A 26,003-nucleotide genomic window follows, 5' to 3' on the forward strand; every position below is an offset into this window, starting at 1 on the left:
TTATCCTCGTAAAGTCGCGGTTAACCCTTTCTGGCAGGCATACTGCTGGGCAAAGTCGAGCAGTTCTGGCGCATCAAGCGGTTTTTCCGGGGCGTCATAGGGCAGATTAAGTAAGTGATATTTGTTGATGCCCAGCGTGTGGTAGGGCAGGAAATGAATTTCGCCAACGTGCAGCTCGTCGGCGGCAAAATCGGTAATGGCTTTCACAGAGGTTTCATCGGCATTAAAGCCCTGAATCAGCGGCACGCGAATGATGATTTTTTTGCCCGCTGCGGCGAGTTTTTTCAGGTTATCCAGCACTCTGGCGGCGTTACCGTCGGTCCACTGTTTAAACGGCGCGTCGGCGACGTGTTTTAAATCGGCAAGAAACAGATCGATATAGGGCAGAGAAGGGGCGATATATTTCCACGGCACATGCAGGCAGGTTTCTACCGCAGTATGAATGCCGGCCTCGTGGCTGGCTTGCAGTAGCGCCATCGCCATTTCCGGCTGCATAAACGGTTCACCGCCAGAAAGCGTTAATCCGCCGCCGCTGCGATCGTAAAACGGTTTATCGCGCAGAACGGTCGCCATGATCTCCTCAACGCTTTTCACTTCGCCGCACACGGTTAACGCCTGTGTCGGGCAGCAGTCGGTTAACGCCGTCAGATGTTCAGGGGTTAACTTTTCCCGATGGATAAGCAGGCCATTCAGCGTGCGCTCAATCACTTCCGGGGCGGCCTTAGCACACAGCTCGCAGCCCTCCAGGCACAGACGCGCGTCATACAGCAGATCCTGCGTGCGGGCGCGGCTTTCTGGGTTCTGACACCAGCGGCAACCCAGCGAGCAACCTTTCAGAAAAACCACTGTGCGAATGCCGGGACCGTCGTGGGTCGAGTAGCGTTGAATATTGAAGATCATAGATGCCTCTCTGTTTCGTTCAAACATTAAATTACTTTCGAATGAAAGTTATGTTGATGTGCGTCAACTGTTCAGAGAGTTTTCTCGTGGTAGTCTGGTTTCAGACAAAAGTACATTTTGAGGATGGTTATGGAACTGTATCTGGATACTTCAGACGTTGCTGCAGTGAAGGCGCTGGCGCGCGTTTTTCCGCTGGCGGGTGTGACCACTAACCCAAGCATTATCGCTGCGGGTAAAAAAACGCTGGACGTTGTGCTTCCGGAACTTCATGAAGCGATGGGCGGTCAGGGGCGTTTGTTTGCCCAGGTAATGTCTACCACTGCTGAAGGCATGGTGAACGATGCGCGCAAACTGCGTTCTATCATTGCGGATATCGTGGTGAAAGTACCGGTGACCGCCGAGGGGCTGGCAGCTATCAAAATGTTAAAAGCGGAAGGGATCCCGACGCTGGGCACGGCGGTGTATGGCGCAGCACAAGGGCTGTTGTCGGCGCTGGCGGGCGCGGAATATGTTGCGCCTTACGTCAACCGTATTGATGCTCAGGGGGGGAGCGGTATTCAAACCGTGACCGATTTGCATCAGTTACTGAAAATACATGCGCCACAGGCGAAAGTGTTAGCCGCGAGTTTCAAAACCCCGCGTCAGGCGCTGGACTGCTTACTGGCAGGATGTGAATCAATCACCCTGCCGCTGGATGTGGCGCAGCAGATGATTAGCTATCCGGCGGTTGATGCTGCCGTGGCGAAGTTTGAACAGGACTGGCAGGGCGCGTTTGGCAGAACGTCGATTTAACAGGATGTTCTGCATCCTCATAAATTGCTTATGACGTGGCGGAGTGCACCGACGCCTGCCGCGTCTTATCAGGCCTGGAGGCGACAATTACTGCCCGCAAACCTCACATCCCGCATTGCGCATCAGTTTCATTTCGCGGAACTGACTGGTCATCGCATCGTACATCACGATTTTTCCGCTGGCAGGTTTGCCATAACCTGCCAGCAGTTTGATCGCTTCCATTGCCTGCAACGAACCAATTACGCCAATCAACGGCGCCATCACACCTGCTTCCACGCAGGTTAGCGCGTTCTCGCCAAACAAACGGCTAAGGCAGCGGTAGCAAGGCTCGCCGTCCTGATAAGTAAAGACGGTGATTTGCCCTTCCATACGAATTGCTGCTCCGGAAACCAGCGGCACCTTTGCGGCAAAACAGCCAGCGTTCAGTTGATTACGTACCGCTACGTTATCCGTACAGTCGAGCACCAGATCGTGTTCAGCAATCAACGCTGCAAGCTCAGCGTCATCAAGCAACGCATTCACCGGCGTAATCGAGATATGTGGATTGATCCGTGCCAGGGCGTCATGAGCAGATTCAACCTTCGGTTGCCCGACCGTAGCGTCACTGTGTAGCGTCTGGCGTTGCAGATTCGAGAGCGAGACAGTGTCGAAGTCGAGCAGCGTCAGGTTACCGACACCGGCGCTTGCCAGATACTGCGAGGCTGCGCAGCCGAGTCCACCAAGGCCGACGACCAGCACGCGAGAATCTTTTAACGCTTCCTGACCGTCAAAATCAAAACCACGCAGGATGATTTGCCGGTTGTAGCGCAGCATCTCCTGATCGCTGAGTTCCGCCATTACAGGCCTCCGAATAACGCGTTAAATGGCTCGACTTCCACCCATTCGCCCACTTCCACATTGCCGCGATCGCGTTCCAGCACGATAAAACAGTTGCCGAGGCTAAAGGAGCTAAATATATGTGAGCCCTGATGCCCGGTAGTGGTGACTTCCAGTTCGCCGTTGGCATTGCGTTGCAGCACACCACGCTGGAAATCAAGACGACCAGGCGTTTTCTTGAGGCGAGAAGCCGTGCGTACGCGCTGACGCGCGGGCAGGCCGCTGGCGGTGTTGCCGCTTAATTTTGCCAGTAACGGTTGTACCAGTTGGTAGAAGGTTAGCGTTGCTGAAACTGGATTACCCGGCAGGCCGCAGAACCAGCTATTGCCGAGTTTACCGAACGCGAACGGTTTACCCGGTTTAATCGCCAGCTTCCAGAAGGCAATTTCACCCAGCTCTTCGAGAATGGTTTTGGTGTAATCTGCTTCACCCACTGAAACACCGCCAGAACTGATCACTACATCCGCCTGACTGTCGGCTTCAATAAATGCTGCGCGCAAGGCGTGGGGATCGTCGCGGATAATCCCTAAGTTGATCACCTCGCAACCCAGTTGTTCTAACATCAGGTGTACGGCGAGACGGTTGGTGTCGTAGATTTGGCCGTCGCCCAGCGGCTGACCGGGTAACTGGAGTTCATCACCGGTGGAAAACAGCGCCACACGCACTTTGCGAATCACCGGAACTTCGGCAATTCCCAGCGAAGCAATCACCGGCAGCTCAGCGGTAGTCAGGCGAGTACCCGCCGGGAAAACAACCGCACCCGCAGAGATATCTTCACCGCGACGACGAATATTTTGCCCGCTACGCACTTCAGCGGTAAAACGCACTCCTGCATCTGTTTGTTCGGTCTGTTCCTGCATCACCACCGCTTCGCAGCCTTCCGGCACCGGAGCACCGGTCATAATGCGAATACAGGTGCCAGCAGGCCATTCACCATGATACGGCTGACCGGCAAACGATTTGCCAGCAACAGAAAGCGGTTGCCCGGAGGCGATATCGGCTAAGCGAACCGCGTAGCCGTCCATTGCCGAGTTATCAAATCCAGGGACATCGAGCGGCGAAACCACATCGCTCGCCAGAATACGACCAAAACACTGAACCAGTGGCAGCGTTTCCTGGGCAGTCAAAGGGGTAACGCGAGAAAGCATCTCATTAAGCGCGGTGTCGAGCGACATCAAACCGGTGGTAAATTCCATGAAAACACTCCTGCGGGGCAAAATCGAATCCGCCTATTATGTCAGAAAAACGCCACGGACTGTATGCCACCTCGGTCGTAGAGCGGGCTCCTGCCTTTACATGCCATATACATCTTTCTATATTCAAAAATTGAATGAATAATTCATAAAAATTCTGATATTTATAGCAAAGTGGCGAGCCACCCTTAATGGACGAATACTATGGGCAAAGCAGTGATTGCAATTCACGGCGGCGCAGGCGCAATTAGCCGCGCACAGATGAGTCTGCAACAGGAATTACGCTACATTGAGGCACTGTCAGCCATTGTCGAAACCGGACAGAAAATGCTCGAAGCGGGCGCAAGTGCGCTGGATGCAGTGACGGAAGCCGTGCGCTTGCTGGAAGAGTGTCCACTGTTTAACGCCGGAACTGGCGCTGTCTTTACGCGTGATGAAACCCATGAGCTCGACGCCTGCGTGATGGATGGCAACACCCTGAAAGCCGGTGCTGTGGCGGGCGTCAGTCATCTGCGTAATCCGGTTCTTGCCGCCCGTCTGGTGATGGAACAAAGCCCGCATGTGATGATGATAGGTGAGGGCGCAGAAAATTTTGCTTTTGCTCATGGCATGGAGCGCGTCTCGCCGGAGATTTTCTCCACGCCTTTGCGTTATGAACAATTGCTGGCAGCGCGTGAGGAAGGGGAAACGCTCCTTGACCATAGTGGCGCACCGCTGGATGAAAAACAGAAAATGGGCACTGTGGGAGCCGTGGCGTTGGATCTCCATGGCAATCTGGCGGCTGCCACGTCCACGGGGGGAATGACCAATAAATTACCTGGTCGGGTCGGCGACAGCCCGCTGGTTGGCGCCGGATGTTACGCCAATAACGCCAACGTGGCAGTTTCTTGTACCGGCACAGGCGAAGTTTTCATTCGCGCGCTGGCGGCGTATGACATTGCCGCGTTGATGGATTACGGCGGATTAAGCCTCGCACAAGCCTGCGAGCGGGTCGTTATGGAAAAACTCCCTGCGCTCGGCGGCAGTGGCGGTCTAATCGCTATCGATCACGAAGGTAACGTCGCGCTACCGTTTAACACCGAGGGAATGTATCGCGCCTGGGGCTACGCAGGCGATACGCCAACCACCGGTATCTATCGTGAAAAAGGGGACACCGTTGCCACACAGTGATGAGCTTGATGCCGGTGATGTGCTGGCGGTTGATAATCTCAATATTGCCTTTATGCAGGACCAGCAAAAAGTGGCAGCGGTTCGCGGTCTCTCTTTTAGCCTGCGACGTGGCGAGACACTGGCGATTGTTGGAGAGTCCGGTTCCGGCAAGTCAGTCACAGCACTGGCGCTGATGCGTCTGCTTGAACAGGCGGGCGGCCTGGTGCAGTGCGACAAAATGGTATTGCGGCGCCGCAGTCGTGAGGTGATTGAGCTTAGTGAGCAGAGTTCCCGGCAAATGCAGCATATACGCGGTGCGGATATGGCGATGATTTTCCAGGAGCCAATGACGTCGCTAAATCCGGTATTTACCGTGGGCGAGCAGATTGCCGAGTCTATCCGTCTGCATCAGAACGCCAGTCGTGAAGAAGCAATGGCGGAGGCGAAACGGATGCTGGATCAGGTTCGCATCCCGGAAGCGCAAACCATTCTTTCGCGTTATCCGCATCAACTCTCCGGTGGGATGCGCCAGCGGGTGATGATTGCCATGGCGCTGTCATGTCGTCCGGCGGTGCTGATAGCCGATGAGCCGACGACCGCACTGGACGTCACCATTCAGGCGCAGATCCTGCAATTAATCAAAGTGTTGCAAAAAGAGATGTCGATGGGCGTCATCTTTATCACTCACGACATGGGCGTGGTGGCGGAGATTGCCGATCGGGTACTGGTGATGTATCAGGGCGAGGCGGTGGAAACGGGCAGCGTCGAACAGATTTTTCATGCGCCACAGCATCCTTATACCCGTGCGCTATTGGCTGCTGTTCCGCAGCTTGGCGCGATGAGAGGGCAAGATTATCCCCGACGTTTCCCGTTGATATCGCTTGAACATCCGACTAAACAGGAACGCCCTGTCGAGCAGAAAACGGTGGTTGATGGCGAACCTGTTTTACAGGTGCGTAATCTGGTCACCCGTTTCCCTTTGCGTAGTGGGTTGTTGAATCGCGTAACGCGGGAAGTGCACGCCGTTGAAAAGGTTAGTTTTGATCTCTGGCCGGGTGAAACGTTGTCGCTGGTGGGCGAGTCTGGCAGCGGTAAATCCACTACCGGGCGGGCGTTGCTGCGCCTGGTCGAATCGCAGGGCGGCGAAATTATCTTTAACGGTCAGCGAATCGATACCTTGTCACCCGGCAAACTTCAGGCATTGCGCCGCGATATTCAGTTTATTTTTCAGGACCCTTACGCTTCGCTGGACCCACGTCAGACGATCGGTGATTCGATCATAGAACCGCTGCGTGTTCATGGGTTATTGCAGGGTAAAGACGCTGCTGCACGCGTTGCGTGGCTACTGGAACGCGTTGGTCTGTTACCCGAACATGCGTGGCGCTACCCGCATGAGTTTTCCGGCGGTCAGCGTCAGCGTATCTGTATTGCCCGTGCGCTTGCGTTGAATCCCAAAGTCATTATTGCCGATGAAGCCGTGTCGGCGCTGGATGTTTCTATTCGCGGGCAGATTATCAACTTGTTGCTCGATCTCCAGCGTGATTTCGGTATTGCATATCTGTTTATCTCCCACGATATGGCGGTCGTGGAGCGGATCAGCCATCGTGTAGCGGTGATGTATCTCGGGCAAATTGTCGAAATAGGCCCCCGGCGCGCGATCTTTGAAAATCCGCAGCACCCTTATACGCGTAAATTACTGGCGGCAGTTCCGGTTGCTGAACCATCCCGACTGCGGCCACAGCGCGTACTGCTATCGGACGATCTTCCCAGCAATATTTATCAGCGTGGCGAAGAGGTTGCAGCCGTCTCGTTGCAATGCGTCGGGCCGGGGCATTACGTCGCACAACCACAATCAGAATACGCATTCATGCGTAGATAACATTCAGGCGGAGAATCAAATGGCAAGAGCTGTACACCGTAGTGGGTTAGTGGCGCTGGGTATTGTCACAGCGTTGATGGCATCTTGTGCATTCGCTGCCAAAGATGTGGTTGTGGCGGTGGGATCGAACTTCACCACCCTCGACCCGTATGACGCGAATGACACGTTGTCACAGGCCGTGGCGAAATCGTTTTACCAGGGACTGTTCGGTCTGGATAAAGAGATGAAGCTGAAAAACGTGCTGGCGGAGAGTTATACCGTCTCCGGCGACGGCCTCACTTATACCGTGAAATTGCGTGAAGGGATTAAGTTCCAGGATGGCACCGACTTCAATGCGGCGGCGGTAAAAGCGAATCTGGACAGAGCCAGTGACCCTGCGAATCATCTTAAACGCTATAACCTGTACAAGAATATTGCCAAAACTGAAGCGGTCGACCCGACAACGGTGAAGATTACGCTTAAGCAGCCGTTCTCAGCGTTTATTAATATTCTTGCCCATCCGGCGACAGCGATGATTTCTCCGGCGGCGCTGGAAAAATATGGCAAGGAGATTGGTTTTCATCCGGTGGGAACCGGGCCGTATGAACTGGATACCTGGAATCAGACCGATTTTGTGAAGGTCAAAAAATTCACTGGTTACTGGCAGTCGGGACTGCCCAAACTGGACAGCATTACCTGGCGTCCGGTGGCGGATAACAACACCCGTGCGGCCATGCTGCAAACCGGTGAAGCGCAGTTTGCTTTCCCCATTCCCTACGAGCAGGCCGCGCTGCTGGAGAAAAACAAAAATATCGAGCTGATGGCCAGTCCGTCGATTATGCAGCGTTATATCAGTATGAATGTGACGCAAAAGCCATTCGATAACCCGAAGGTACGTGAGGCGCTGAATTATGCCATCAACCGTCCGGCGCTGGTGAAAGTCGCGTTTGCGGGATATGCAACGCCCGCCACTGGCGTGGTGCCGCCGAGTATCGCCTACGCGCAAAGTTACCAACCGTGGCCTTACGATCCGGCAAAAGCGCGCGCATTACTCAAAGAGGCGGGATATCCCAACGGTTTCAGTACCACGCTGTGGTCGTCGCATAACCACAGCACCGCGCAGAAAGTGCTGCAATTTACCCAGCAGCAGTTAGCGCAGGTAGGGATTAAAGCCCTGGTGACGGCGATGGATGCCGGACAACGGGCGGCAGAAGTAGAAGGTAAAGGGCAAAAAGAGAGTGGCGTGCGACTGTTCTATACCGGCTGGTCGGCTTCGACCGGCGAAGCTGACTGGGCGTTATCGCCGCTGTTTGCGTCACAGAACTGGCCACCGACGCTGTTTAATACTGCGTTTTACAGCAATAAACAGGTAGATGACTACCTGGCTCAGGCACTGAAAACTAACGATCCGGCGGAAAAGACCCGCTTGTATAAGGCGGCGCAGGATATCATCTGGCAAGAGTCGCCGTGGGTTCCGCTGGTGGTCGAAAAACTGGTGTCGGCACACAGTAAAAATCTGACCGGTTTTTGGATCATGCCAGACACCGGCTTCAGCTTTGAAGATGCGGACTTGCAATAAGCAACGCAGGGAGTGGAATGCTTAATTACGTTATAAAACGCTTACTGGGGTTGATTCCGACGCTGTTTATCGTCTCGGTGCTGGTGTTTTTATTTGTCCATATGCTGCCCGGCGATCCGGCGCGATTGATTGCCGGGCCCGAAGCTGATGCTCAGGTCATCGAACTGGTGCGTCAGCAACTGGGGTTGGATCAGCCGCTGTATCACCAGTTCTGGCACTATATCAGCAATGCCGTGCAGGGAGATTTTGGCCTGTCGATGGTCTCGCGTCGTCCGGTTGCCGATGAGATTGCCAGCCGCTTCATGCCAACGCTGTGGCTGACCATAACCAGTATGGCCTGGGCGGTGATATTTGGTATGGCGGCGGGGATTGTTGCCGCCGTCTGGCGTAACCGCTGGCCAGATCGCTTGAGTATGACCATCGCGGTGTCGGGGATCTCCTTCCCGGCATTTGCCCTGGGGATGCTTTTGATTCAGGTTTTTTCCGTTGAGCTGGGTTGGCTACCTACGGTAGGTGCAGACAGTTGGCAGCACTACATTTTACCCTCCCTGACGCTCGGCGCGGCAGTGGCAGCCGTGATGGCGCGCTTTACCCGCGCGTCGTTTGTCGACGTATTAAGCGAAGATTATATGCGTACCGCGAGGGCGAAAGGGGTGAGCGAAACCTGGGTTGTCCTCAAACATGGGCTACGCAACGCCATGATCCCGGTAGTGACCATGATGGGCTTACAGTTTGGCTTTTTGCTCGGTGGTTCCATCGTGGTGGAGAAAGTCTTCAACTGGCCCGGACTTGGGCGCTTACTCGTTGACTCCGTAGAAATGCGTGATTACCCGGTGATTCAGGCGGAAATTCTGCTTTTCTCGCTGGAATTTATTCTTATCAACTTAGTGGTGGACGTGCTTTATGCCGCCATTAACCCGGCTATCAGGTACAAGTAAGGATGCGATTATTTAACTGGCGTCGTCAGGCGGTGTTAAACGCCATGCCACTGGTAAAACCTGATCAGGTGCGTACTCCGTGGCATGAGTTCTGGCGACGTTTTCGCCGCCAGCATATGGCGATGACCGCCGTATTGTTCGTCATTTTGTTGATTGTGGTGGCCATTTTTGCTCGCTGGATCGCCCCCTATGACGCCGAAAATTATTTCGATTATGACAATCTGAATAACGGACCTTCTTTGCAGCACTGGTTTGGCGTCGATTCACTGGGGCGCGACATTTTCAGCCGTGTCCTGGTTGGTGCGCAAATCTCGCTGGCGGCGGGTGTGTTTGCGGTGTTTATCGGTGCGGCGATTGGGACGTTGCTGGGTTTGCTGGCTGGATATTATGAAGGCTGGTGGGATCGGCTGATCATGCGTATTTGTGATGTGCTGTTTGCTTTCCCTGGCATTTTGCTGGCTATTGCTGTTGTTGCGGTGCTGGGAAGCGGCATTGCTAACGTGATTATCGCCGTCGCTATCTTTTCTATTCCGGCGTTTGCCCGACTGGTGCGCGGCAACACGCTGGTGTTAAAACAGCAAACCTTTATTGAATCAGCGCGCAGTATTGGTGCCAGCGATATGACCATTTTGTTGCGCCACATCTTACCGGGGACAGTCTCTTCCATCGTCGTGTTTTTCACCATGCGCATTGGCACCTCGATTATCTCCGCCGCCAGTCTGTCGTTTCTCGGCCTGGGAGCGCAGCCGCCGACCCCGGAGTGGGGAGCGATGCTCAACGAAGCGAGAGCGGATATGGTTATCGCGCCGCATGTGGCGGTTTTTCCGGCACTGGCTATTTTCCTGACCGTGTTGGCGTTCAACTTGCTGGGTGATGGTTTGCGTGATGCGCTGGACCCCAAAATTAAAGGATAGTCACGGTTGAATATTGCTTGAAAGGGTAATGACCTCAGAGGAAATTATTGCCTTAAGCAAGTGTTGTAACTTTTTTCTAATTTTGTAGAATCGGGTAATTTGGTTAAAAAGCCGTTGCGAGGGACTATTTATGCAGCGGCACAGCGTACTGACAGTTATTTTGTTAAATGTATTAACATGCTGAGTTTATACGAAAAGATAAAGATAAGGCTGATAATTTTATTTTTATTGGCTGCGCTGTCATTTATTGTTCTTTTTTTCATCATTAACTATCAACTGGTATCGGAGCGTGCGGTAAAACGTGCCGATAGCCGCTTTGAACTTATTCAAAAAAACGTTGGCTATTTCTTTAAAGATATTGAACGTTCCGCTCTGACGTTAAAGGACTCACTCTATTTATTGAAAAACAGTGAGGAGATTAAACGTGCCGTCATCCTGAAAATGGAAATGATGCCATTTTTAGATTCAGTGGGGCTGGTACTGGATAATAATAAATATTATCTATTTTCGCGGCGGACGAATGATAAAATCGTTGTTTATCATCAGGAAAAGGTAAATGGCCCCCTTGTTGATGAGGCAGGACGCGTCATCTTTGCCGATTTTAATCCGTCGCAGCGCCCGTGGTCAGTAGCTTCGGATGGCTCTGACAGTAGCTGGAATCCGGCATATAATTGCTTTGATCGTCCGGGGAAAAAATGTATTTCTTTTACGCTGCGAATTAACGGCAAAGACCGTGATTTGCTGGCTATTGATAAAATTCATGTCGATTTAAACTGGCGATATCTGAACGAATACCTTGATCATATCAGCGCAACTGATGAAGTCTTGTTTCTGAAACAAGGTTATGAAATCATTGCCAAGAACCAACTCGCCCGTGAAAAATTGATTATTTATAATAGCGAAGATAATTATAATATTATTGATTCTGTCGATACGGAGTATATAGCAAAAACATCGCGCGTACCCAATAACTCGCTATTCGAAATCTATTTTTATTATCCTACGGGGAAACTATTTAACGCGTCAGATAAACTCTTTTATTTGCCGTTTGCTTTCATTATTGTCGTATTGCTGGCGCTTTACTTAATGACGACCCGTGTGTTCCGTCGCCAATTTTCAGAAATGACAACGCTGGTCAATACGCTGGAGTTTTTACCTGACTCTGCGGATCAAATGCAGGCACTGAAAATTCGTGACGGCGATGCGAAAGAGATTATCAGCATCAAAAATTCGATCGCGGAAATGAAAGATGCTGAAGTTGAGCGTTCAAATAAATTGCTCTCACTGATCTCCTACGATCAGGAAAGCGGTTTTATCAAAAATATGGCGATTATTGAGTCAAACAATAATCAGTATCTGGCCGCCGGGATCATCAAACTGTGCGGACTGGAAGCCGTCGAAGCCGTGTTTGGTGTCGAGGAACGCAACAAAATTGTCAGGAAGCTGTGTCAGCGAATTGCCGAGAAATATGCACAATGCTGCGATATCGTGACATTTAATGCCGATCTCTATTTATTATTGTGTCGGGAAAATATACAGACTTTTACCCGTAAGATCGCGATGATAAACGATTTCGACAGTAGCTTTGGCTACCGCAATCTGCGTATACACAAATCTGCCATTTGTGAACCTCTGAAGGGCGAAAATGCCTGGAGCTATGCAGAAAAACTGAAGCTGGCGATTTCCAGCATCCGTGACCATATGTTCTCTGAGTTTATTTTCTGTGATGATGCGAAACTCAGCGAAATTGAAGAGAATATCTGGATTGCGCGCAATATCCGTCACGCCATGGAAAAAGGCGAGCTATTCCTGGTTTATCAACCGATTGTTGATATTAACACCCGCGACATTCTGGGCGCTGAGGCGCTGTGTCGCTGGGTTTCTGCGGAGCGGGGGATCATCTCGCCGCTGAAGTTTATTGCTATCGCGGAAGATATCGGTTTTATCAATGAACTGGGTTACCAAATTATTAAAACGGCGATGGCTGAATTCCGCCATTTTAGCCAGCGTGTGCTCCTGAAACAGGATTTCTTACTGCATATTAATGTTTCGCCCTGGCAGTTAAACGAACCACATTTTCATGAGCGTTTTATCGCCATCATGAAAGAACATGAACTGACAGCGAAAAGTCTCTGTATTGAGATCACTGAAACTGTGATCGAGCGAATTAGTGAACATTTTTATCTCAATATTGAACAATTGCGTAAACAAGGGGTACGAATATCGATTGATGACTTTGGTACAGGTTTGTCAAACCTGAAACGTTTTTATGAAATTAATCCTGATAGCATAAAAGTGGACTCGCAATTTACCGGCGATATTTTCGGCACTGCGGGCAAAATTTTGCGCATTATCTTCGATCTGGCACGCTATAACCGGATCCCGGTGATTGCAGAAGGTGTTGAGAGCGAAGAGGTTGCGCGTGAATTAATCAAATTAGGGTGTATTCAGGCCCAGGGGTATCTGTACCAGAAGCCGTTGCCATTCTCTGCCTGGGACAAAAATGGGAAGTTAGTAAAAGAGTAGTTTAGGTATGTCCAGAATCAATAAATTCGTACTTACAGTCAGTCTGCTGATTTTTATCATGATTTCAGCGGTTGCCTGCGGGATCTATACCCAGATGGTAAAAGAACGGGTGTATGGCCTGAAACAGTCCGTTATTGATACTGCTTTTGCGGTGGCAAATATTGCTGAATATCGGCGTAGTGTGGCAATTGATCTCATTAACACGCTTAACCCGACTGAAGAACAACTGCTGGTTGGCTTGCGCACAGCTTATGCTGACTCGTTTTCACCTTCTTATTTGTATGATGTTGGCCCTTATCTGATTTCCAGTGATGAGTGTATTCAGGTTAAGGAGTATGAAAACAATTATTGTGCAGATATTATGCAGGTTGTTAAGTATCGGCATGTTAAAAATACGGGGTTCATCTCTTTTGACGGCAAAACCTTCGTCTATTATCTCTATCCGGTTACTCACAATCGCAGTCTGATATTTTTGCTTGGGCTGGAACGATTTTCGTTACTGTCAAAGTCACTGGCAATGGATAGCGAGAACCTGATGTTCTCACTGTTTAAGAACGGCAAACCAGTTACCGGTGATGAATATAATGCCAAAAATGCCATCTTCACCGTTTCGGAAGCGATGGAGCATTTCTCCTATTTGCCGACCGGATTGTACGTATTTGCTTATAAAAAAGACGTTTATTTGCAGGTATGTACGCTGATTATTTTCTTTGCTGCCCTGGTGGCAGTTATTTCAGGCACAAGTTGCTTCTATCTGATACGCAGAGTGATTAATCGTGGCATTGTTGAGAAAGAAGCCATTATTAATAACCATTTTGATCGCGTTCTGGACGGTGGGCTTTTCTTTTCGGCGGCGGATGTCAAAAAACTCTACAGCATGTATAACTCGGCGTTTCTTGACGATCTGACCAAAGCAATGGGCAGAAAATCCTTTGACGAAGATTTAAAAGCCTTACCGGAAAAAGGCGGTTATTTATGCCTGTTTGACGTCGATAAATTCAAAAATATTAACGACACCTTCGGTCATTTGTTGGGCGATGAAGTGTTGATGAAGGTAGTGAAAATCCTTAAATCACAAATCCCGGTGGATAAAGGTAAAGTCTACCGCTTTGGCGGCGACGAATTTGCGATAATTTATACTGGCGGAACCCTGGATGAGTTGCTATCGATTTTAAAAGATATTGTCAATTTCCAGGTGGGGAGTATTAATTTAAGCACCAGTATCGGCGTGGCGCATTCAAATGAATGTACTACCGTTGAACGACTGAAAATGCTGGCGGATGAGCGGCTGTATAAGAGTAAGAAAAACGGCAGGGCACAGATTAGCTGGCAGTAGAATAGTGTTAGTACCCCTTAATCAAGGGGTACTAACGAATGTGATATCATTTGAGAAAAATTTATTTTGCAAAAACTTCCGGCCCTTTTATTGCCAATGTATTTAAAATTCGTAGTGCCGGGCCGCTCGGTTTTATTTCATTACGTTCCCATTTCGAGACGCTTTCTTTTGACATTCCCATTGTATGTGCGAGCACAGATTGTGACATGCCGTATCGGGAGCGGATGGCTTTGATCTCTTCACCCGTCATCGATTTGACTTTGTCTATACGGGCGCTGACTTCACGAGCTTTGACCATGACGGCAATGGCATCAACTTCACTATCAGACATCAGGCCCAGTGCATTCAGTTCCTTCGCATCTTCCAGCATCATTTGTAATTTATTGCTCATTTTTCACCTCAATCAAAAAGCCAGTTTCGATCAAATCCTCTATTTGCTTATTGCTAAAGGCCAGAAATGCAGTGGCCATTTTTTTGTAGGCCGCCAGTTCATCATCTTCGATTTCTTTGGTTCCTTTACTGCTTAGAGCACTCTTGGACCAACCATCATAAAAAAACACATGATTTGCTGATTTAAAAAAGATAATTGTTCTGGCTCCACCACTCTTTCCTTGTTGGAGGGGTAACCGTTTTTTAATAACACCGCTACCTAAATCAGCCTCCCATATGCCTTGCATCACTTCTTCAGCGGCAGTCATGAGAACTTTATCGCGAATACCAAGTTTTTTCGTACTTTGGCTGAATCGCCTTGCCTTATACACACCCATACATCCATCCTTGTGGTAATGTTTACTATAGTAACCATTACGCTTATTTCAAGTAATTGCGATCAAAAATTTAATTTGGTGTGAAAAAGTGAGAGTCGTCTCGAGAACGATTCATTTTTCTCGATTTATTCATCAGGGGGATTTTGTGCGCAAGGGAAGGACATCGGGAAGGGGAGAATAGGCAGATCGAAGAACAATATCCTTGTTAGATCTGCCTTTCGATTAATTAAACCCGGCTACCCCACAAATCGTACTCGTCGGCGTGCTCGACTTTCACACGCAGGATATCGCCCAGCTTAACGTTGGTTTCACCATTGAGATAAACTGCGCCGTCGATTTCCGGAGCGTCTGCCATGCTGCGGCCGATTGCGCCTTCTTCGTCTACTTCATCGACGATCACCAGAATTTCACGGCCCACTTTTTCTTGCAGGCGCTCGGCGGAAATCTGCTGTTGCAGTTGCATGAAGCGATTCCAGCGTTCTTCTTTCACTTCTTCCGGCACTTGATCTGGCAGAGCATTGGCATCAGCGCCTTCAACCGGGCTGTATTTAAAGCAGCCAACGCGATCCAGACGTGCTTCTTTCAGGAAGTCGAGCAGCATCTGGAAATCTTCTTCCGTCTCGCCAGGGAAGCCGACAATAAAGGTTGAACGCAGGGTCAGTTCCGGGCAAATTTCGCGCCACTGTTTAATGCGCGCCAGTTGGCGATCTACAGAACCCGGACGCTTCATCAGTTTGAGAATGCGCGGGCTGGCGTGCTGTAACGGAATATCCAGATACGGCAGGATTTTGCCTTCAGCCATCAGCGGGATAACGTCATCTACATGCGGGTAAGGGTAAACGTAGTGCAGACGTGTCCAGATCCCCAGTTTTGATAACTGTTCGCACAGGCTGACCATACTGGTTTTTACCGGCTCGCCGTTGTGGAAGCCTGTACGGTGTTTAACATCAACGCCATACGCGGAAGTATCCTGGGAGATCACCAGAATCTCTTTAACGCCTGCATCTACCAGGCGTTTCGCTTCGCTTAACACTTCGCCAATCGGACGGCTCACCAGATCGCCGCGCATAGACGGAATAATGCAGAAGGTGCAACGGTGGTTACAGCCTTCGGAAATCTTCAGATAGGCGTAATGACGTGGCGTCAGCTTAACGCCTTGCTCCGGCACCAGGCTCAGGAATGGGTTGTGTTTCGGTTTTGGCACGTAGTGATGAACGTGCTCCAGAACTTGCTCATAGCTATGAGGGCCGGTGATTTCCAGCACTTTTGGGTGGACTTCGCGGATCTGATCTTCTTTCGCCCCCAGACAACCGGTCACTATTACCTTGCCGTTTTCATTCAACGCTTCACCAATGGCTTCCAGTGATTCTTGCACCGCACTGTCAATAAAACCGCAGGTGTTGACGATCACCATGTCTGCGTCGTCGTAGCTCGGTACTACGTCATAACCTTCAGTGCGCAGTTCGGTCAGAATACGCTCTGAATCGACGAGGTTTTTCGGACAGCCGAGGGAAACAAAGCCGATTTTCGGCTGGGGAGTTACTTTGCTCATAGCTTAAAAAATATTCAGTTACAGGAAAGGTCAGGGCAGGGATTCTACAGAGTTCTGGATAAAATTTGTATCGTAATCTGGTCAACAGGCGAGGAAAACGCCCCAACTATCGGGGCGTAAATGGTTATCAGGCTACTGGGTTTTCCGTTAGCGCCTTTGCAGGCTGGTTGCTGGATTTGTCCCGCAGCGTAAAGACCGAAATAAGCGTGAAGCAACCGGCAATCGCCCCCAGGATTAGATAGGTTTCAGCAAAGCCAATGGTGTCATACAGATAGCCAGCAATGGGTGAATAGATTGCCGTGGCGATGGATGCCACAAAAAGCACCAGCAGGTAGACCGTCGAAGAGAGTTTGTGATCAAAGTTAGCCGCGATAAATTTAAACACAGACACCAGGATCAGTGGTTTTTCGATTGCATGCATCATTTTAACGGCCGCAATCCACACCGGTCCCAGTTGGATAGCAGAACCGGCAATGCGTAACGACATAATGGTTCCGGCAATCACTAATGCCCATTTTGCGCCAGTGCGGTTAACAAACCACGGCATCAGACAGAGAAATAGGGTTTCTCCGCAGACCTGGACAGAAGCCAAAATCCCGTACCAGCGATTGCCTTCTTCTGGCGTCGGAAATTGCAGCGAAAAATATTGTGCGAATTGTTGATCGTAGGTGTCATAAATTTGCGTTACGAACAGAGTGAACATCAATAAAAACCAGAACTGACTATTTTTCGCCAGTTCAAGCGCATGGATAGCTTTCAGCGAATTAGTTTTTTCAATTTCGGCCTCGGTAAGTTCGATTTTGGTAAACATAAAGCAGATTGCGGCGACCACAATGGCACAGCTTGCCAGCCAGAAAGAGAGATTAGGGCTGGTATCAATGTATTTACCCACAATCCACGCGGCGGCGGCCCATCCCAGAGAGCCCCACATTCTTACGCGACCATATTCAAAATGATAACGACGCGAAACTTTATCTATCCAGGAATCCAGAACGCCACAACCAGAATTAAAAATTATCCCCAGGTAAACGCCACCCAAAACAGCGCCCAGCCAGAAGTTATGAACCAGAAGCGGGGCATACACATAAATAAAGAATGGGCCTACGGGAAGTAATAATGCGACGAGGATCCAGATGAGTTGTTTCTTAAGACCAAATTTATCGGAGATGAAACCGAAGAACGGTTGCATTAATAACGCAATGAAAGCATTAACGGAATAAAGTAATCCTGTGCGTGTGGCGGTAATTTCCAGATGCTGTGTCGTCCATATGACAAAAAATGCCATCGTTGCCGACCAGGCAAAGAGGTACAGGAAATCGAAAATACTGAGCAAAATATAATTACGTTTACCGGGCAATAACATAGCCATATCCTCAATCACTGGCGTTGGGTCATTTACCGTTGGCACAGGTATTCGCTGTGCTTACTGGTTATTGTTTTGGTATGCATCTCCGGAAAATGTCATACGTTAACAATTTCATTTTTACTCTGACCCTGACAGTGATGATTAGGCAATGTGTTAAATGAATGTTTGCGATTTGCATCACAATTATTGCTGGTAATAAAAAAGATTTAGCGAAATAGATCACTAAATCTTTTTATGAGAACGTATTACTTTTATGCCTTGCGTGTTAGCTCATCCGCCAGTGTGCGAAGGTGTTCAGCAATATTCATCAGATCAGTCTGTGGTGAGTGCAGAGGGCCAGCAGAGTTACGCACGACCAGGCGACTGGGAAGGATGGTTGAAGAGCGGAGCATCGCGTGTTCATCGTCCGGCTGTAAAATCTGTTGAACGGCAATTTTCCCTTGTAAATCAAAGTCGATTGCGACGGTCGTTAGCGAAGGTTCAAAAAACGCACTCTCATAGGTGTCGTCATAGCCAATGACAGAAATATCTTGCGGGATTTTACGTTTTTGTTGATGTAAGGCGCTTAACGCCCCCAATGCCATCTGATCATTGGCGATCAGAAGAGCGGTCGCCTGTGGCGTTTCACGTAGCATCTGTAACGTCGCCAGATAGCCGCTTTGAGCGTCCCAACTACCGTAATGAATGGCCAGCGGCGTCAGTTGGAGTGAGGCGAGAGTATCGCGCCAGGTATTGAGTCGTAGCCGCGCCGGTACTGAGTTTTCTGGGCCGGAGATCAGGCAAAATTGACGATGCCCCAAATCGTAAAGATATTTCACGCTGGCACGTGCACCTTCTGCAGGATTAAAAGTGACGTTAAACACCGGGCTATAAGGGTCCACGTCGAGAAACAGACACAACACATCGCTGTTTTCAGCAACCAGAGTTTCAGCCAATGCCGTTTCCAGCGGTGCGTTGATAATAATCTTTGTTACCCGTTGTGCTTTTAAGTCATTAATTGCAGCCTGAATACCTTTAATATCAACATCATCTATCATGGATATCAGCACCTGATATCCCTGTTCTCCGGCATATTTTTTCACTGCTGCCGCAATTTGCGAGGGGGCATGTAGGGCGAGCGAAGTTGTAACCAGCCCGACCGTTTTGCTCTCTTTCCCTACCAACTGTTGAGCTACGCGATTTGGAACGTATTTAAGTTCGGCAATGGCTTGTTCAATTTTTTGACGTGTTTTGGCAGACACGTTCGCTGAATTGTTAAGCACCCGCGACACTGTCTGATAAGAAACATTGGCATGACGAGCAACATCGGCAAGGGTTGCAGCTTTGGTTTTCATATTCGCCCCGGCTAAAAGATTTGTCACAGTATACCGCAGTGAATGTCATACGTATCACGCTCACCTGTCTCAGTGCCGGTAAGCTGACCCATCGAACCTGTTTGCAGGGAAAAACGCGTACTTGATCACATTCCTGCCGGACATTCCTTGCATAACGAAGCAATTAATTACTAGATGACAGTATTGTGAACGAATAACATTTTTTGTCTGTTTAAAACAATTCAGGAGTCAGCATGGACAAGCACCCACCGATCATCCCCAGAGCCCCATGGTTACTTCATGGTGCTGATTACAACCCGGAGCAATGGTTACATGTCCCCGGGATTCTGGAGAAAGATATCGCCATGATGCAACAGGCTGGTTGTAACACCATGTCGGTGGGTATTTTTAGCTGGTCAATGCTGGAACCCACAGAGGGGGAATATTGCTTTAACTGGCTGGATGAGGTGCTGGATAAACTTCATGCTGGTGGGATCTCTGTCTTCCTCGCAACACCAAGCGGAGCCAAACCTGCCTGGCTTGCTGCACGTTATCCAGAGGTTCTGAGAGTTAGCGCCTCACGCGAGAAAATGCTTCACGGCGGTCGCCATAATCACTGCCTTTCTTCTCCCGTGTATAAAGAGAAAGTGACGCAAATTAACCGTAAGCTGGCGCAGCGATACGCAAATCATCCGGCGGTTCTGGGATGGCATATCAGTAATGAGTATGGCGGAGAGTGTCATTGTAATGGATGCCAACAGGCGTTTCGCCGTTGGTTGCAGACTCGTTACACCACTCTTGAGGCGCTTAATCAGGCATGGTGGACTGGCTTCTGGAGCCATACATACAGTGACTGGTCACAAATTGAATCTCCTTCCCCATTAGGTGAGATGTCTAACCACGGTTTGAATCTTGACTGGCGGCGCTTTGTCACATCGCAGGTAAAAGAGTTCTATCAAATGGAGATCGCGCCGTTAAAAGCAGAACGCCCCGATTTACCTGCGACGACCAATTTTATGTGGTATTTCAATGACTACAACTACTGGGCATTAGCTGAAGTGGTTGATTTTGTGAGTTGGGATAGCTATCCCATGTGGCATAAACAGGAAGATGAACGCGCCGTTGCTTGTAAAACAGCGATGTATCACGACCTGATGCGTACTTTAAAAAATAAACCGTTTATTCTGATGGAATCCACGCCCAGCCAGACAAGCTGGCAGCCAACCAGCAAATTGAAAAAGCCGGGAATGAATATTCTTTCTTCCTTACAGGCCGTCGCTCACGGCGCAGACGGCGTGCATTATTTTCAGTGGCGTAAGAGTCGTGGCGCCGTGGAGAAGTTTCATGGTGCGGTGGTTGATCACGTCGGTCATCTGGAGACGCGTACCGGGCGCGAAGTCATACAACTGGGGCAACGGCTGGCTCATCTTAAACAATTGGTCGGAACGAAAACCCAGGCAAAAGTTGCCATTATTTTCGACTGGGAAAACCGCTGGGCGGTCAACGATGCTGCCGGGCCGCGCAATTGCGGTATCCACTACGAGCAAACGGTAGTGGAGCATTACCGACCTTTCTGGGAGCAGGGCGTGGCGGTCGATATTATCAATGCTGATTGTGATCTTACGGGTTATCAGTTAGTTATTGCCCCAATGCTCTATATGGTTCGCGATGGATTTGCTGCTCGTGCTCGCGCCTATGTTGAAGCTGGTGGCAATTTTGTCACCACTTACTGGTCCGGGATTGTCAATGAAACCGATTTATGTCATCTGGGTGGATTCCCTGGCCCGTTGCGTGACCTGATGGGGGTGTGGGCTGAAGAGATTGATAGCCTTAATGATTATCAGCATAACGAAGTTATCTGCGAGCCGAATGCGTATGGACTGCAGGGGCAATGGCAGGCACGGGAATTATGTGCGGTTATTCACGCCGAAGGTGCACAGGTTCTGGCGCGCTATGGTGAGGATTTTTATGCGGGTACACCTGCGTTAACAGTAAATCACGTCGGACAAGGTCGAGCTTTCTATGTGGCTTCGCGTAATGATGCGCCATTTCATCAAGCGTTTGCCGCGATGTTGATCAACACACTTCATCTCCCAAAAGCACTTGCTACTGAACTTCCTGCTGGCGTTATTGCAACGCGTCGGACAGACGGCGAGCAGGAATGGGTTTTTGTACAAAATTACACTGCTCATGTACAAAATGTTGTGCTTCCTGGAGCGTGGCGAGTGACGGAAACAGGTAAAGCTTGTTCACAAGACTTAGAACTGGCGCCGTGGGGATGCGAGGTGCTGGAAAGAGAAATAATGTAAATTCTTATTAATAAAATGTGAAGTATTGATCCCTGACAGCATTTTGTACAAAAAGTAGCCATACTATTTAATTGCACAAAGGCTGCAAAGAGGAGGATCGAAGTATGTTCGTTGACAGACAGCGAAGCGATCTACTTAACCGGTTGATCGATGCAAGAGTTGACCTCGCCGCATATGTGCAACTGAGGAAGGCCAAAGGATACATGTCCGTCAGCGAAAGCAATCATCTACGAGATAACTTTTTTAAACTGAATCGCGAACTGCACGATAAATCGCTGCGGTTGAATCTTCATCTGGATCAAGAAGAGTGGAGTGCTCTTCATCATGCTGAAGAAGCATTAGCGACAGCCGCAGTATGTTTGATGAGCGGGCATCATGATTGCCCGACTGTTATTACCGTCAACGCCGATAAGCTTGAAAATTGTCTGATGAGCTTAACGCTGAGTATCCAGAGCCTTGAACAGCACACCATGCTTGAGCAGGCCTGAAAACTAAGGGGGAGAAAGCGTCTCCCCCTTCATGTTTAAGTTTTTGTAAAAATGAATTTGTCATCTCCTCCACTGACTACGCTTTAAGCCAGAGTCAATCCGGAGGCGTTATGCATCGACAATCCCTTTTCCTTGTGCCCTTTCTCTGTGTTTCTTCCGCTCTCTGGGCGGCTCCTGCGCCGGTAAATGTCGAAGTACTACAAGACAAACTCGATCATCCGTGGGCGCTGGCCTTTTTACCTGATAATCATGGCATGTTAATCACCCTGCGCGGTGGCGAGTTGCGTCACTGGCAAGCAGGAAAAGGATTATCTGCGCCGCTTGCCGGTGTGCCGAACGTCTGGGCGCATGGACAGGGAGGCTTGCTGGATGTGGCATTAGCGCCTGATTTTGCCCAGTCGCGCCGCATCTGGTTAAGTTATTCCGAAGTTGGCGATGATGGCAAAGCCGGAACTGCCGTGGGTTATGGTCGCTTAAGTGATGATCTCTCAAAAGTGACCGACTTCCGCACCGTTTTTCGCCAGACACCAAAACTTTCTACCGGCAACCATTTTGGCGGGCGGCTGGTCTTCGACGGTAAAGGTTATCTGTTTATTGGTCTGGGAGAAAACAATCAGCGCCCGACAGCGCAGGATCTGGATAAATTGCAGGGTAAATTAGTGCGTCTGACTGACCAGGGCGAGATCCCGGATGATAATCCTTTTGCCAGGGAATCCGGTGCGCGCGTAGAGATCTGGTCTTATGGCATTCGTAACCCGCAAGGAATGGCGATGAACCCGTGGAGTAATGCACTGTGGCTGAATGAACATGGCCCGCGCGGCGGCGATGAAATAAATATCCCGCAAAAAGGCAAAAACTACGGCTGGCCGTTGGCTACCTGGGGCATTAATTACTCAGGTTTTAAAATACCGGAAGCGAAAGGGGAGATCGTCGCCGGGACCGAGCAACCTGTTTTTTACTGGAAAGATTCGCCCGCCGTGAGCGGCATGGCCTTCTATAACAGCGATAAATTCCCCCAGTGGCAGCAAAAATTATTTATTGGCGCGCTGAAAGATAAAGATGTCATTGTGATGAGCGTCAACGGCGACAAAGTGACAGAAGATGGCCGTATTTTAACGGACAGAGGGCAGCGAATTCGTGATGTTCGCACTGGACCCGACGGTTATTTATACGTTCTCACCGACGAGTCCAACGGGGAATTACTCAAAGTTAGCCCACGCAATTAGCTAACGGGGATCATCACCACTTTACGCACTGCGGGGCGTTCGGTGAGTTGCTGATACCAGCGTTGCAGATTCGGACGCGGTGTCCAGGTCAGGCCAACGTTAAACAAATTGTAGATAAACGGTGCGATAGCAATATCGCCCACACCAAACTCGTCGCCAGAAAACCATTTTACTTTTGCCAGTTCCGCATCAAGTAGAGCAAACAGGGCATCGCACTCTTTGCAGCTGGCATCAATGGCGGCCTGATCACGTTCTTCCGGTGGCGTTCTGACTAACCCCATCAGGATCCCACGATGGGCATTGCTGAGCGTCTGGTTTGCCCAGTCCATCCACTTTTCGGCTTCTGCGCGACGTGCCGGCGAGTCGATCCACAGACGTTTTTGCCCGTACTGTGCAGCCAGGTAGCGGACAATGGCATTTGATTCCCAAAGAATTAAGTCACTTTCGTCGTCACGCAACAGCGGCACCAGCCCGTTGGGATTCATCGCCAGAAAATCGGCGTCATGGTTTACCCCAAACTCACGACCCGCCAAAATTTGCTCATAAGGCAGTTCCAGTTCTTCGAGCGTCAGCAACACTTTTTTAACGTTGGTTGAATTATTCCGACCCCACAGCGTAATCATACTCACCCCTTTTCCGACAGGCAGCCACAGGCTGAACAGGACTCCGATGGTGAAGTAAAGTTAACTTTTAAGCAACAGCGAGTAAAAAAATGACGCCAGAAGCAGCGAAGCGGCAGGATATTGCATAAACTTTAAAAACTTTACCAACTTACGGTTTCTTTAAACTTGTGTGTGCGTTATTAATCACCGAACTTATCATACGGCGATATAACGTATTTTTTTTGAATGGATACTCGGGTGGCATTTATGACGCAATACTCCTCTTTCCTTCGTGGTCTTGCAGCGGGTTCTGCATTTTTATTCCTTTTTGCCCCAACGGCATTCGCGGCGGAACAAACCGTTGACGCGCCGAGCGTGGATGCGCGTGCATGGATTTTAATGGATTACGCCAGCGGTAAAGTGCTGGCAGAAGGCAATGCGGATGAGAAACTGGATCCCGCGAGCCTGACCAAAATAATGACCAGCTATGTGGTTGGACAGGCGCTTAAGGCTGATAAGATCAAACTCACCGATATGGTGACGGTCGGTAAAGATGCCTGGGCGACGGGAAACCCGGCACTGCGCGGTTCGTCGGTGATGTTCCTCAAACCGGGCGATCAGGTTTCGGTGGCAGATTTGAACAAAGGTGTGATTATCCAGTCCGGTAATGACGCCTGTATTGCGTTGGCCGATTACGTTGCCGGGAGCCAGGAGTCATTTATTGGTTTGATGAATGGTTATGCCAAAAAACTGGGCCTGACCAACACTACCTTCCAGACTGTGCACGGTCTGGATGCGCCGGGGCAATTCAGTACCGCGCGCGATATGGCGTTGTTGGGTAAAGCGTTAATCCACGATGTGCCGGAAGAGTACGCCATTCATAAAGAGAAAGAGTTTACCTTTAACAAAATTCGCCAACCAAACCGTAACCGTCTGCTGTGGAGCAGCAACGTTAACGTTGATGGTATGAAGACCGGAACCACGGCTGGTGCGGGATACAATCTGGTCGCTTCTGCTACTCAGGGTGATATGCGTTTGATCTCTGTGGTGCTGGGGGCAAAAACTGACCGCATCCGTTTTAATGAGTCTGAGAAATTACTGACCTGGGGCTTCCGCTTTTTTGAAACCGTGACGCCAATTAAACCTGATGCCACCTTTGTGACTCAGCGCGTCTGGTTCGGTGATAAGAGCGAAGTGAATCTCGGCGCAGGCGAAGGGGGATCAGTGACCATCCCACGCGGGCAACTGAAAAACCTGAAAGCGAGTTATACGTTAACGGAACCGCAGCTCACCGCGCCGCTGAAAAAAGGTCAGGTTGTCGGCACCATTGATTTCCAGCTTAACGGTAAATCTATTGAACAGCGTCCGCTGATCGTGATGGAAAATGTGGAAGAGGGCGGGTTCTTTGGTCGGATGTGGGACTTCGTGATGATGAAATTCCATCAGTGGTTCGGCAGCTGGTTCTCTTAATCTTCTGATGACCGGATGGCGCGGAAACGTCATCCGGTTATGCGTTATTAATACATCAACTTAATACGCTGCGTCTGCGCATACTTCACATACTCATCTTCCGGACAACAATCGCTCACCACAATATCAAAGCGTTTCAGCTCGCCCATGCGCGCCGGACGTACCTTGCCAAACTTACTGTGGTCGACAACCAGCACGTGCTTTTGTGCCATCGACATCGCCCAGTGTTTTACCGGCAACTCTTCAAGATTAAAACAGGTTGCGCCTTTACTGACATGCACGCCCGCTGCGGAATAAAAAGCGATATCCGGGCAAAAATTATTCAGTGTTTGCTGAAAATCAATGGGTTTGAAAATGGCGTTGCTGGCGTGAAATTCACCACCACAAAGAAACGCGCGGCAATGGGGTTTCTCTTTTAGCGCCAGAAAGGTATTTAGTGAATAACAAATGGCGGTGAAAGGGATTTCATTATCTATCGCTTCAATAATCCACGGCGTGGTGGTGCCACAGTCAAAAAAGAGGGTCTGATCGGGTTCAACCAGCGTCGCGGCCAGTTTTGCCGCCCGGCGTTTTTCTTCCACCAGGCGGGATTTTTGATCGCTTAACAGGTAATGGCTGGCACTACGCGGTTCCAGAACAATATAGCCGCCGAGTAGTACGACGGGGGCATTGTTGTTATTCAAATCGCGACGAATCGTCATCTCTGAAACCCCGAGCAGGGCGGCGGCGTCCTTCAGGTGTAACTTATCGCTGCGTTTTAATTCTTGTAGTAACTGCCCTATACGCTCTTCGCGACGTGTTTCCATATTCCCTCTGAATAGTTATTGAAGCGAGCCGCCTGATATTACA

22 protein-coding genes are annotated in these 26,003 nt (G+C 49.8%); 12 read left to right on the top strand and 10 right to left on the bottom strand.

What is annotated here, in order from left to right; genetic code table 11:
- Nucleotides 1–900, bottom strand: coding sequence for a glycyl-radical enzyme activating protein (locus C3D30_RS06445; RefSeq protein ID WP_010351157.1), 900 nt, complete (start codon nt 898–900; stop codon nt 1–3).
- A gap of 129 nt (nt 901–1,029) precedes the next feature.
- Here C3D30_RS06445 and fsa point away from each other — a divergent pair, with 129 nt between their 5' ends.
- Nucleotides 1,030–1,692, top strand: coding sequence for a fructose-6-phosphate aldolase (fsa, locus tag C3D30_RS06450; protein WP_105286620.1), 663 nt, complete (start codon nt 1,030–1,032; stop codon nt 1,690–1,692).
- A gap of 87 nt (nt 1,693–1,779) precedes the next feature.
- On the opposite strand, the gene moeB is transcribed toward fsa, so the two are convergent.
- Both moeB and moeA read right to left on the bottom strand, forming a co-directional pair.
- On the bottom strand, nt 1,780–2,529 hold the full coding sequence (gene moeB, locus C3D30_RS06455) for a molybdopterin-synthase adenylyltransferase MoeB (protein ID WP_105286621.1): 750 nt from the start codon (nt 2,527–2,529) through the stop codon (nt 1,780–1,782).
- Nucleotides 2,529–3,764, bottom strand: coding sequence for a molybdopterin molybdotransferase MoeA (gene moeA, locus C3D30_RS06460; RefSeq protein ID WP_016159015.1), 1,236 nt, complete (start codon nt 3,762–3,764; stop codon nt 2,529–2,531). The genes moeB and moeA overlap by 1 nt, the downstream gene beginning before the upstream one ends.
- A 201-nt stretch (nt 3,765–3,965) precedes the next feature.
- Between moeA and iaaA the strand changes: the two genes are divergently transcribed.
- The 7 genes from iaaA to C3D30_RS06495 all read left to right on the top strand — a co-directional run bounded on the left by iaaA (nt 3,966) and on the right by C3D30_RS06495 (nt 14,061).
- On the top strand, nt 3,966–4,931 hold the full coding sequence (gene iaaA, locus C3D30_RS06465; RefSeq protein WP_000513750.1) for a beta-aspartyl-peptidase: 966 nt from the start codon (nt 3,966–3,968) through the stop codon (nt 4,929–4,931).
- Nucleotides 4,918–6,789 (top strand): glutathione ABC transporter ATP-binding protein GsiA, encoded by a 1,872-nt coding sequence (gene gsiA, locus C3D30_RS06470; RefSeq protein WP_010351158.1) that lies wholly within the window; start codon nt 4,918–4,920, stop codon nt 6,787–6,789. The genes iaaA and gsiA overlap by 14 nt, the downstream gene beginning before the upstream one ends.
- Before the next feature lie 19 nt (nt 6,790–6,808).
- Nucleotides 6,809–8,347: a glutathione ABC transporter substrate-binding protein GsiB gene (gene gsiB / locus C3D30_RS06475; RefSeq protein ID WP_105286622.1), complete on the top strand. Its 1,539-nt coding sequence runs from the start codon at nt 6,809–6,811 to the stop codon at nt 8,345–8,347.
- Nucleotides 8,348–8,364: 17 nt separating this feature from the next.
- Nucleotides 8,365–9,285 (top strand): glutathione ABC transporter permease GsiC, encoded by a 921-nt coding sequence (gsiC, locus tag C3D30_RS06480; protein ID WP_000936029.1) that lies wholly within the window; start codon nt 8,365–8,367, stop codon nt 9,283–9,285.
- A 2-nt stretch (nt 9,286–9,287) separates the two neighbouring features.
- Nucleotides 9,288–10,199, top strand: coding sequence for a glutathione ABC transporter permease GsiD (gene gsiD, locus C3D30_RS06485; RefSeq protein ID WP_001236057.1), 912 nt, complete (start codon nt 9,288–9,290; stop codon nt 10,197–10,199).
- A 177-nt stretch (nt 10,200–10,376) separates the two neighbouring features.
- Nucleotides 10,377–12,725, top strand: coding sequence for a sensor domain-containing phosphodiesterase (locus C3D30_RS06490; RefSeq protein ID WP_105286623.1), 2,349 nt, complete (start codon nt 10,377–10,379; stop codon nt 12,723–12,725).
- A 7-nt stretch (nt 12,726–12,732) separates the two neighbouring features.
- On the top strand, nt 12,733–14,061 hold the full coding sequence (locus C3D30_RS06495; RefSeq protein ID WP_105286624.1) for a GGDEF domain-containing protein: 1,329 nt from the start codon (nt 12,733–12,735) through the stop codon (nt 14,059–14,061).
- A gap of 61 nt (nt 14,062–14,122) precedes the next feature.
- Here the strand turns inward: C3D30_RS06495 and C3D30_RS06500 are convergent, their stop codons facing one another.
- The 5 genes from C3D30_RS06500 to C3D30_RS06520 form a co-directional block, all read right to left on the bottom strand.
- Complete coding sequence (locus C3D30_RS06500; RefSeq protein ID WP_105286625.1) at nt 14,123–14,452, bottom strand: helix-turn-helix domain-containing protein; 330 nt, start codon at nt 14,450–14,452, stop codon at nt 14,123–14,125.
- On the bottom strand, nt 14,442–14,828 hold the full coding sequence (locus C3D30_RS06505) for a type II toxin-antitoxin system RelE/ParE family toxin (RefSeq protein ID WP_105286626.1): 387 nt from the start codon (nt 14,826–14,828) through the stop codon (nt 14,442–14,444). The genes C3D30_RS06500 and C3D30_RS06505 overlap by 11 nt, the downstream gene beginning before the upstream one ends.
- A 226-nt stretch (nt 14,829–15,054) precedes the next feature.
- The gene (gene rimO / locus C3D30_RS06510) at nt 15,055–16,380 is read right to left on the bottom strand and encodes a 30S ribosomal protein S12 methylthiotransferase RimO (RefSeq protein WP_105286627.1); all 1,326 of its coding nucleotides are present in this window, start codon (nt 16,378–16,380) and stop codon (nt 15,055–15,057) included.
- Between the two features lie 127 nt (nt 16,381–16,507).
- Nucleotides 16,508–17,743, bottom strand: a complete 1,236-nt coding sequence (locus C3D30_RS06515) for an oligosaccharide MFS transporter (RefSeq protein WP_000926279.1) — start codon at nt 17,741–17,743, stop codon at nt 16,508–16,510.
- 254 nt (nt 17,744–17,997) lie between these two features.
- Nucleotides 17,998–19,080, bottom strand: coding sequence for a LacI family DNA-binding transcriptional regulator (locus tag C3D30_RS06520; protein WP_000849772.1), 1,083 nt, complete (start codon nt 19,078–19,080; stop codon nt 17,998–18,000).
- A 233-nt stretch (nt 19,081–19,313) separates the two neighbouring features.
- On the opposite strand from C3D30_RS06520, the gene C3D30_RS06525 reads away from it, so the two are divergent.
- The 3 genes from C3D30_RS06525 (at nt 19,314) to yliI (ending at nt 23,082) form a co-directional block, all read left to right on the top strand.
- Nucleotides 19,314–21,368 (top strand): beta-galactosidase, encoded by a 2,055-nt coding sequence (locus C3D30_RS06525; protein ID WP_105286628.1) that lies wholly within the window; start codon nt 19,314–19,316, stop codon nt 21,366–21,368.
- A gap of 104 nt (nt 21,369–21,472) precedes the next feature.
- Nucleotides 21,473–21,856, top strand: a complete 384-nt coding sequence (gene bssR, locus C3D30_RS06530; protein ID WP_000497145.1) for a biofilm formation regulator BssR — start codon at nt 21,473–21,475, stop codon at nt 21,854–21,856.
- Between the two features lie 110 nt (nt 21,857–21,966).
- The gene (gene yliI / locus C3D30_RS06535) at nt 21,967–23,082 is read left to right on the top strand and encodes an aldose sugar dehydrogenase YliI (protein WP_105286629.1); all 1,116 of its coding nucleotides are present in this window, start codon (nt 21,967–21,969) and stop codon (nt 23,080–23,082) included.
- On the opposite strand, the gene gstB is transcribed toward yliI, so the two are convergent.
- A complete protein-coding gene (gene gstB / locus C3D30_RS06540; protein WP_010354318.1) occupies nt 23,079–23,705 on the bottom strand; it encodes a glutathione S-transferase GstB in 627 nt (208 codons plus the stop codon). The genes yliI and gstB overlap by 4 nt on opposite strands.
- Nucleotides 23,706–23,951: 246 nt before the next feature.
- Between gstB and dacC the strand changes: the two genes are divergently transcribed.
- Nucleotides 23,952–25,154, top strand: a complete 1,203-nt coding sequence (gene dacC, locus C3D30_RS06545) for a serine-type D-Ala-D-Ala carboxypeptidase (protein WP_016159005.1) — start codon at nt 23,952–23,954, stop codon at nt 25,152–25,154.
- Between the two features lie 47 nt (nt 25,155–25,201).
- On the opposite strand, the gene deoR is transcribed toward dacC, so the two are convergent.
- The gene (deoR, locus tag C3D30_RS06550) at nt 25,202–25,960 is read right to left on the bottom strand and encodes a DNA-binding transcriptional repressor DeoR (RefSeq protein WP_105286630.1); all 759 of its coding nucleotides are present in this window, start codon (nt 25,958–25,960) and stop codon (nt 25,202–25,204) included.
- Nucleotides 25,961–26,003: the final 43 nt, after the last annotated feature.

The sequence above is a fragment of the Escherichia sp. MOD1-EC5433 genome (genome assembly GCF_002966005.1).
In the GTDB taxonomy this organism is placed as follows: domain Bacteria; phylum Pseudomonadota; class Gammaproteobacteria; order Enterobacterales; family Enterobacteriaceae; genus Escherichia; species Escherichia ruysiae.

Excerpts from the sequence above, each read along its gene's own strand:
- C3D30_RS06515 (WP_000926279.1), bottom strand. The coding sequence starts at position 17,743 with ATGTTATTGCCCGGTAAACGTAATTATATTTTGCTCAGTATTTTCGAT.
- moeA (WP_016159015.1), bottom strand. The coding sequence starts at position 3,764 with ATGGAATTTACCACCGGTTTGATGTCGCTCGACACCGCGCTTAATGAG.
- C3D30_RS06525 (WP_105286628.1), top strand. The coding sequence starts at position 19,314 with ATGGACAAGCACCCACCGATCATCCCCAGAGCCCCATGGTTACTTCAT.
- gsiD (WP_001236057.1), top strand. The coding sequence starts at position 9,288 with ATGCGATTATTTAACTGGCGTCGTCAGGCGGTGTTAAACGCCATGCCA.
- moeB (WP_105286621.1), bottom strand. The coding sequence starts at position 2,529 with ATGGCGGAACTCAGCGATCAGGAGATGCTGCGCTACAACCGGCAAATC.
- deoR (WP_105286630.1), bottom strand. The coding sequence starts at position 25,960 with ATGGAAACACGTCGCGAAGAGCGTATAGGGCAGTTACTACAAGAATTA.
- gsiB (WP_105286622.1), top strand. The coding sequence starts at position 6,809 with ATGGCAAGAGCTGTACACCGTAGTGGGTTAGTGGCGCTGGGTATTGTC.
- yliI (WP_105286629.1), top strand. The coding sequence starts at position 21,967 with ATGCATCGACAATCCCTTTTCCTTGTGCCCTTTCTCTGTGTTTCTTCC.
- iaaA (WP_000513750.1), top strand. The coding sequence starts at position 3,966 with ATGGGCAAAGCAGTGATTGCAATTCACGGCGGCGCAGGCGCAATTAGC.
- dacC (WP_016159005.1), top strand. The coding sequence starts at position 23,952 with ATGACGCAATACTCCTCTTTCCTTCGTGGTCTTGCAGCGGGTTCTGCA.
- C3D30_RS06505 (WP_105286626.1), bottom strand. The coding sequence starts at position 14,828 with ATGGGTGTGTATAAGGCAAGGCGATTCAGCCAAAGTACGAAAAAACTT.
- C3D30_RS06495 (WP_105286624.1), top strand. The coding sequence starts at position 12,733 with ATGTCCAGAATCAATAAATTCGTACTTACAGTCAGTCTGCTGATTTTT.
- bssR (WP_000497145.1), top strand. The coding sequence starts at position 21,473 with ATGTTCGTTGACAGACAGCGAAGCGATCTACTTAACCGGTTGATCGAT.
- C3D30_RS06445 (WP_010351157.1), bottom strand. The coding sequence starts at position 900 with ATGATCTTCAATATTCAACGCTACTCGACCCACGACGGTCCCGGCATT.
- gsiC (WP_000936029.1), top strand. The coding sequence starts at position 8,365 with ATGCTTAATTACGTTATAAAACGCTTACTGGGGTTGATTCCGACGCTG.
- C3D30_RS06490 (WP_105286623.1), top strand. The coding sequence starts at position 10,377 with ATGCTGAGTTTATACGAAAAGATAAAGATAAGGCTGATAATTTTATTT.
- C3D30_RS06500 (WP_105286625.1), bottom strand. The coding sequence starts at position 14,452 with ATGAGCAATAAATTACAAATGATGCTGGAAGATGCGAAGGAACTGAAT.
- gstB (WP_010354318.1), bottom strand. The coding sequence starts at position 23,705 with ATGATTACGCTGTGGGGTCGGAATAATTCAACCAACGTTAAAAAAGTG.
- rimO (WP_105286627.1), bottom strand. The coding sequence starts at position 16,380 with ATGAGCAAAGTAACTCCCCAGCCGAAAATCGGCTTTGTTTCCCTCGGC.
- fsa (WP_105286620.1), top strand. The coding sequence starts at position 1,030 with ATGGAACTGTATCTGGATACTTCAGACGTTGCTGCAGTGAAGGCGCTG.
- C3D30_RS06520 (WP_000849772.1), bottom strand. The coding sequence starts at position 19,080 with ATGAAAACCAAAGCTGCAACCCTTGCCGATGTTGCTCGTCATGCCAAT.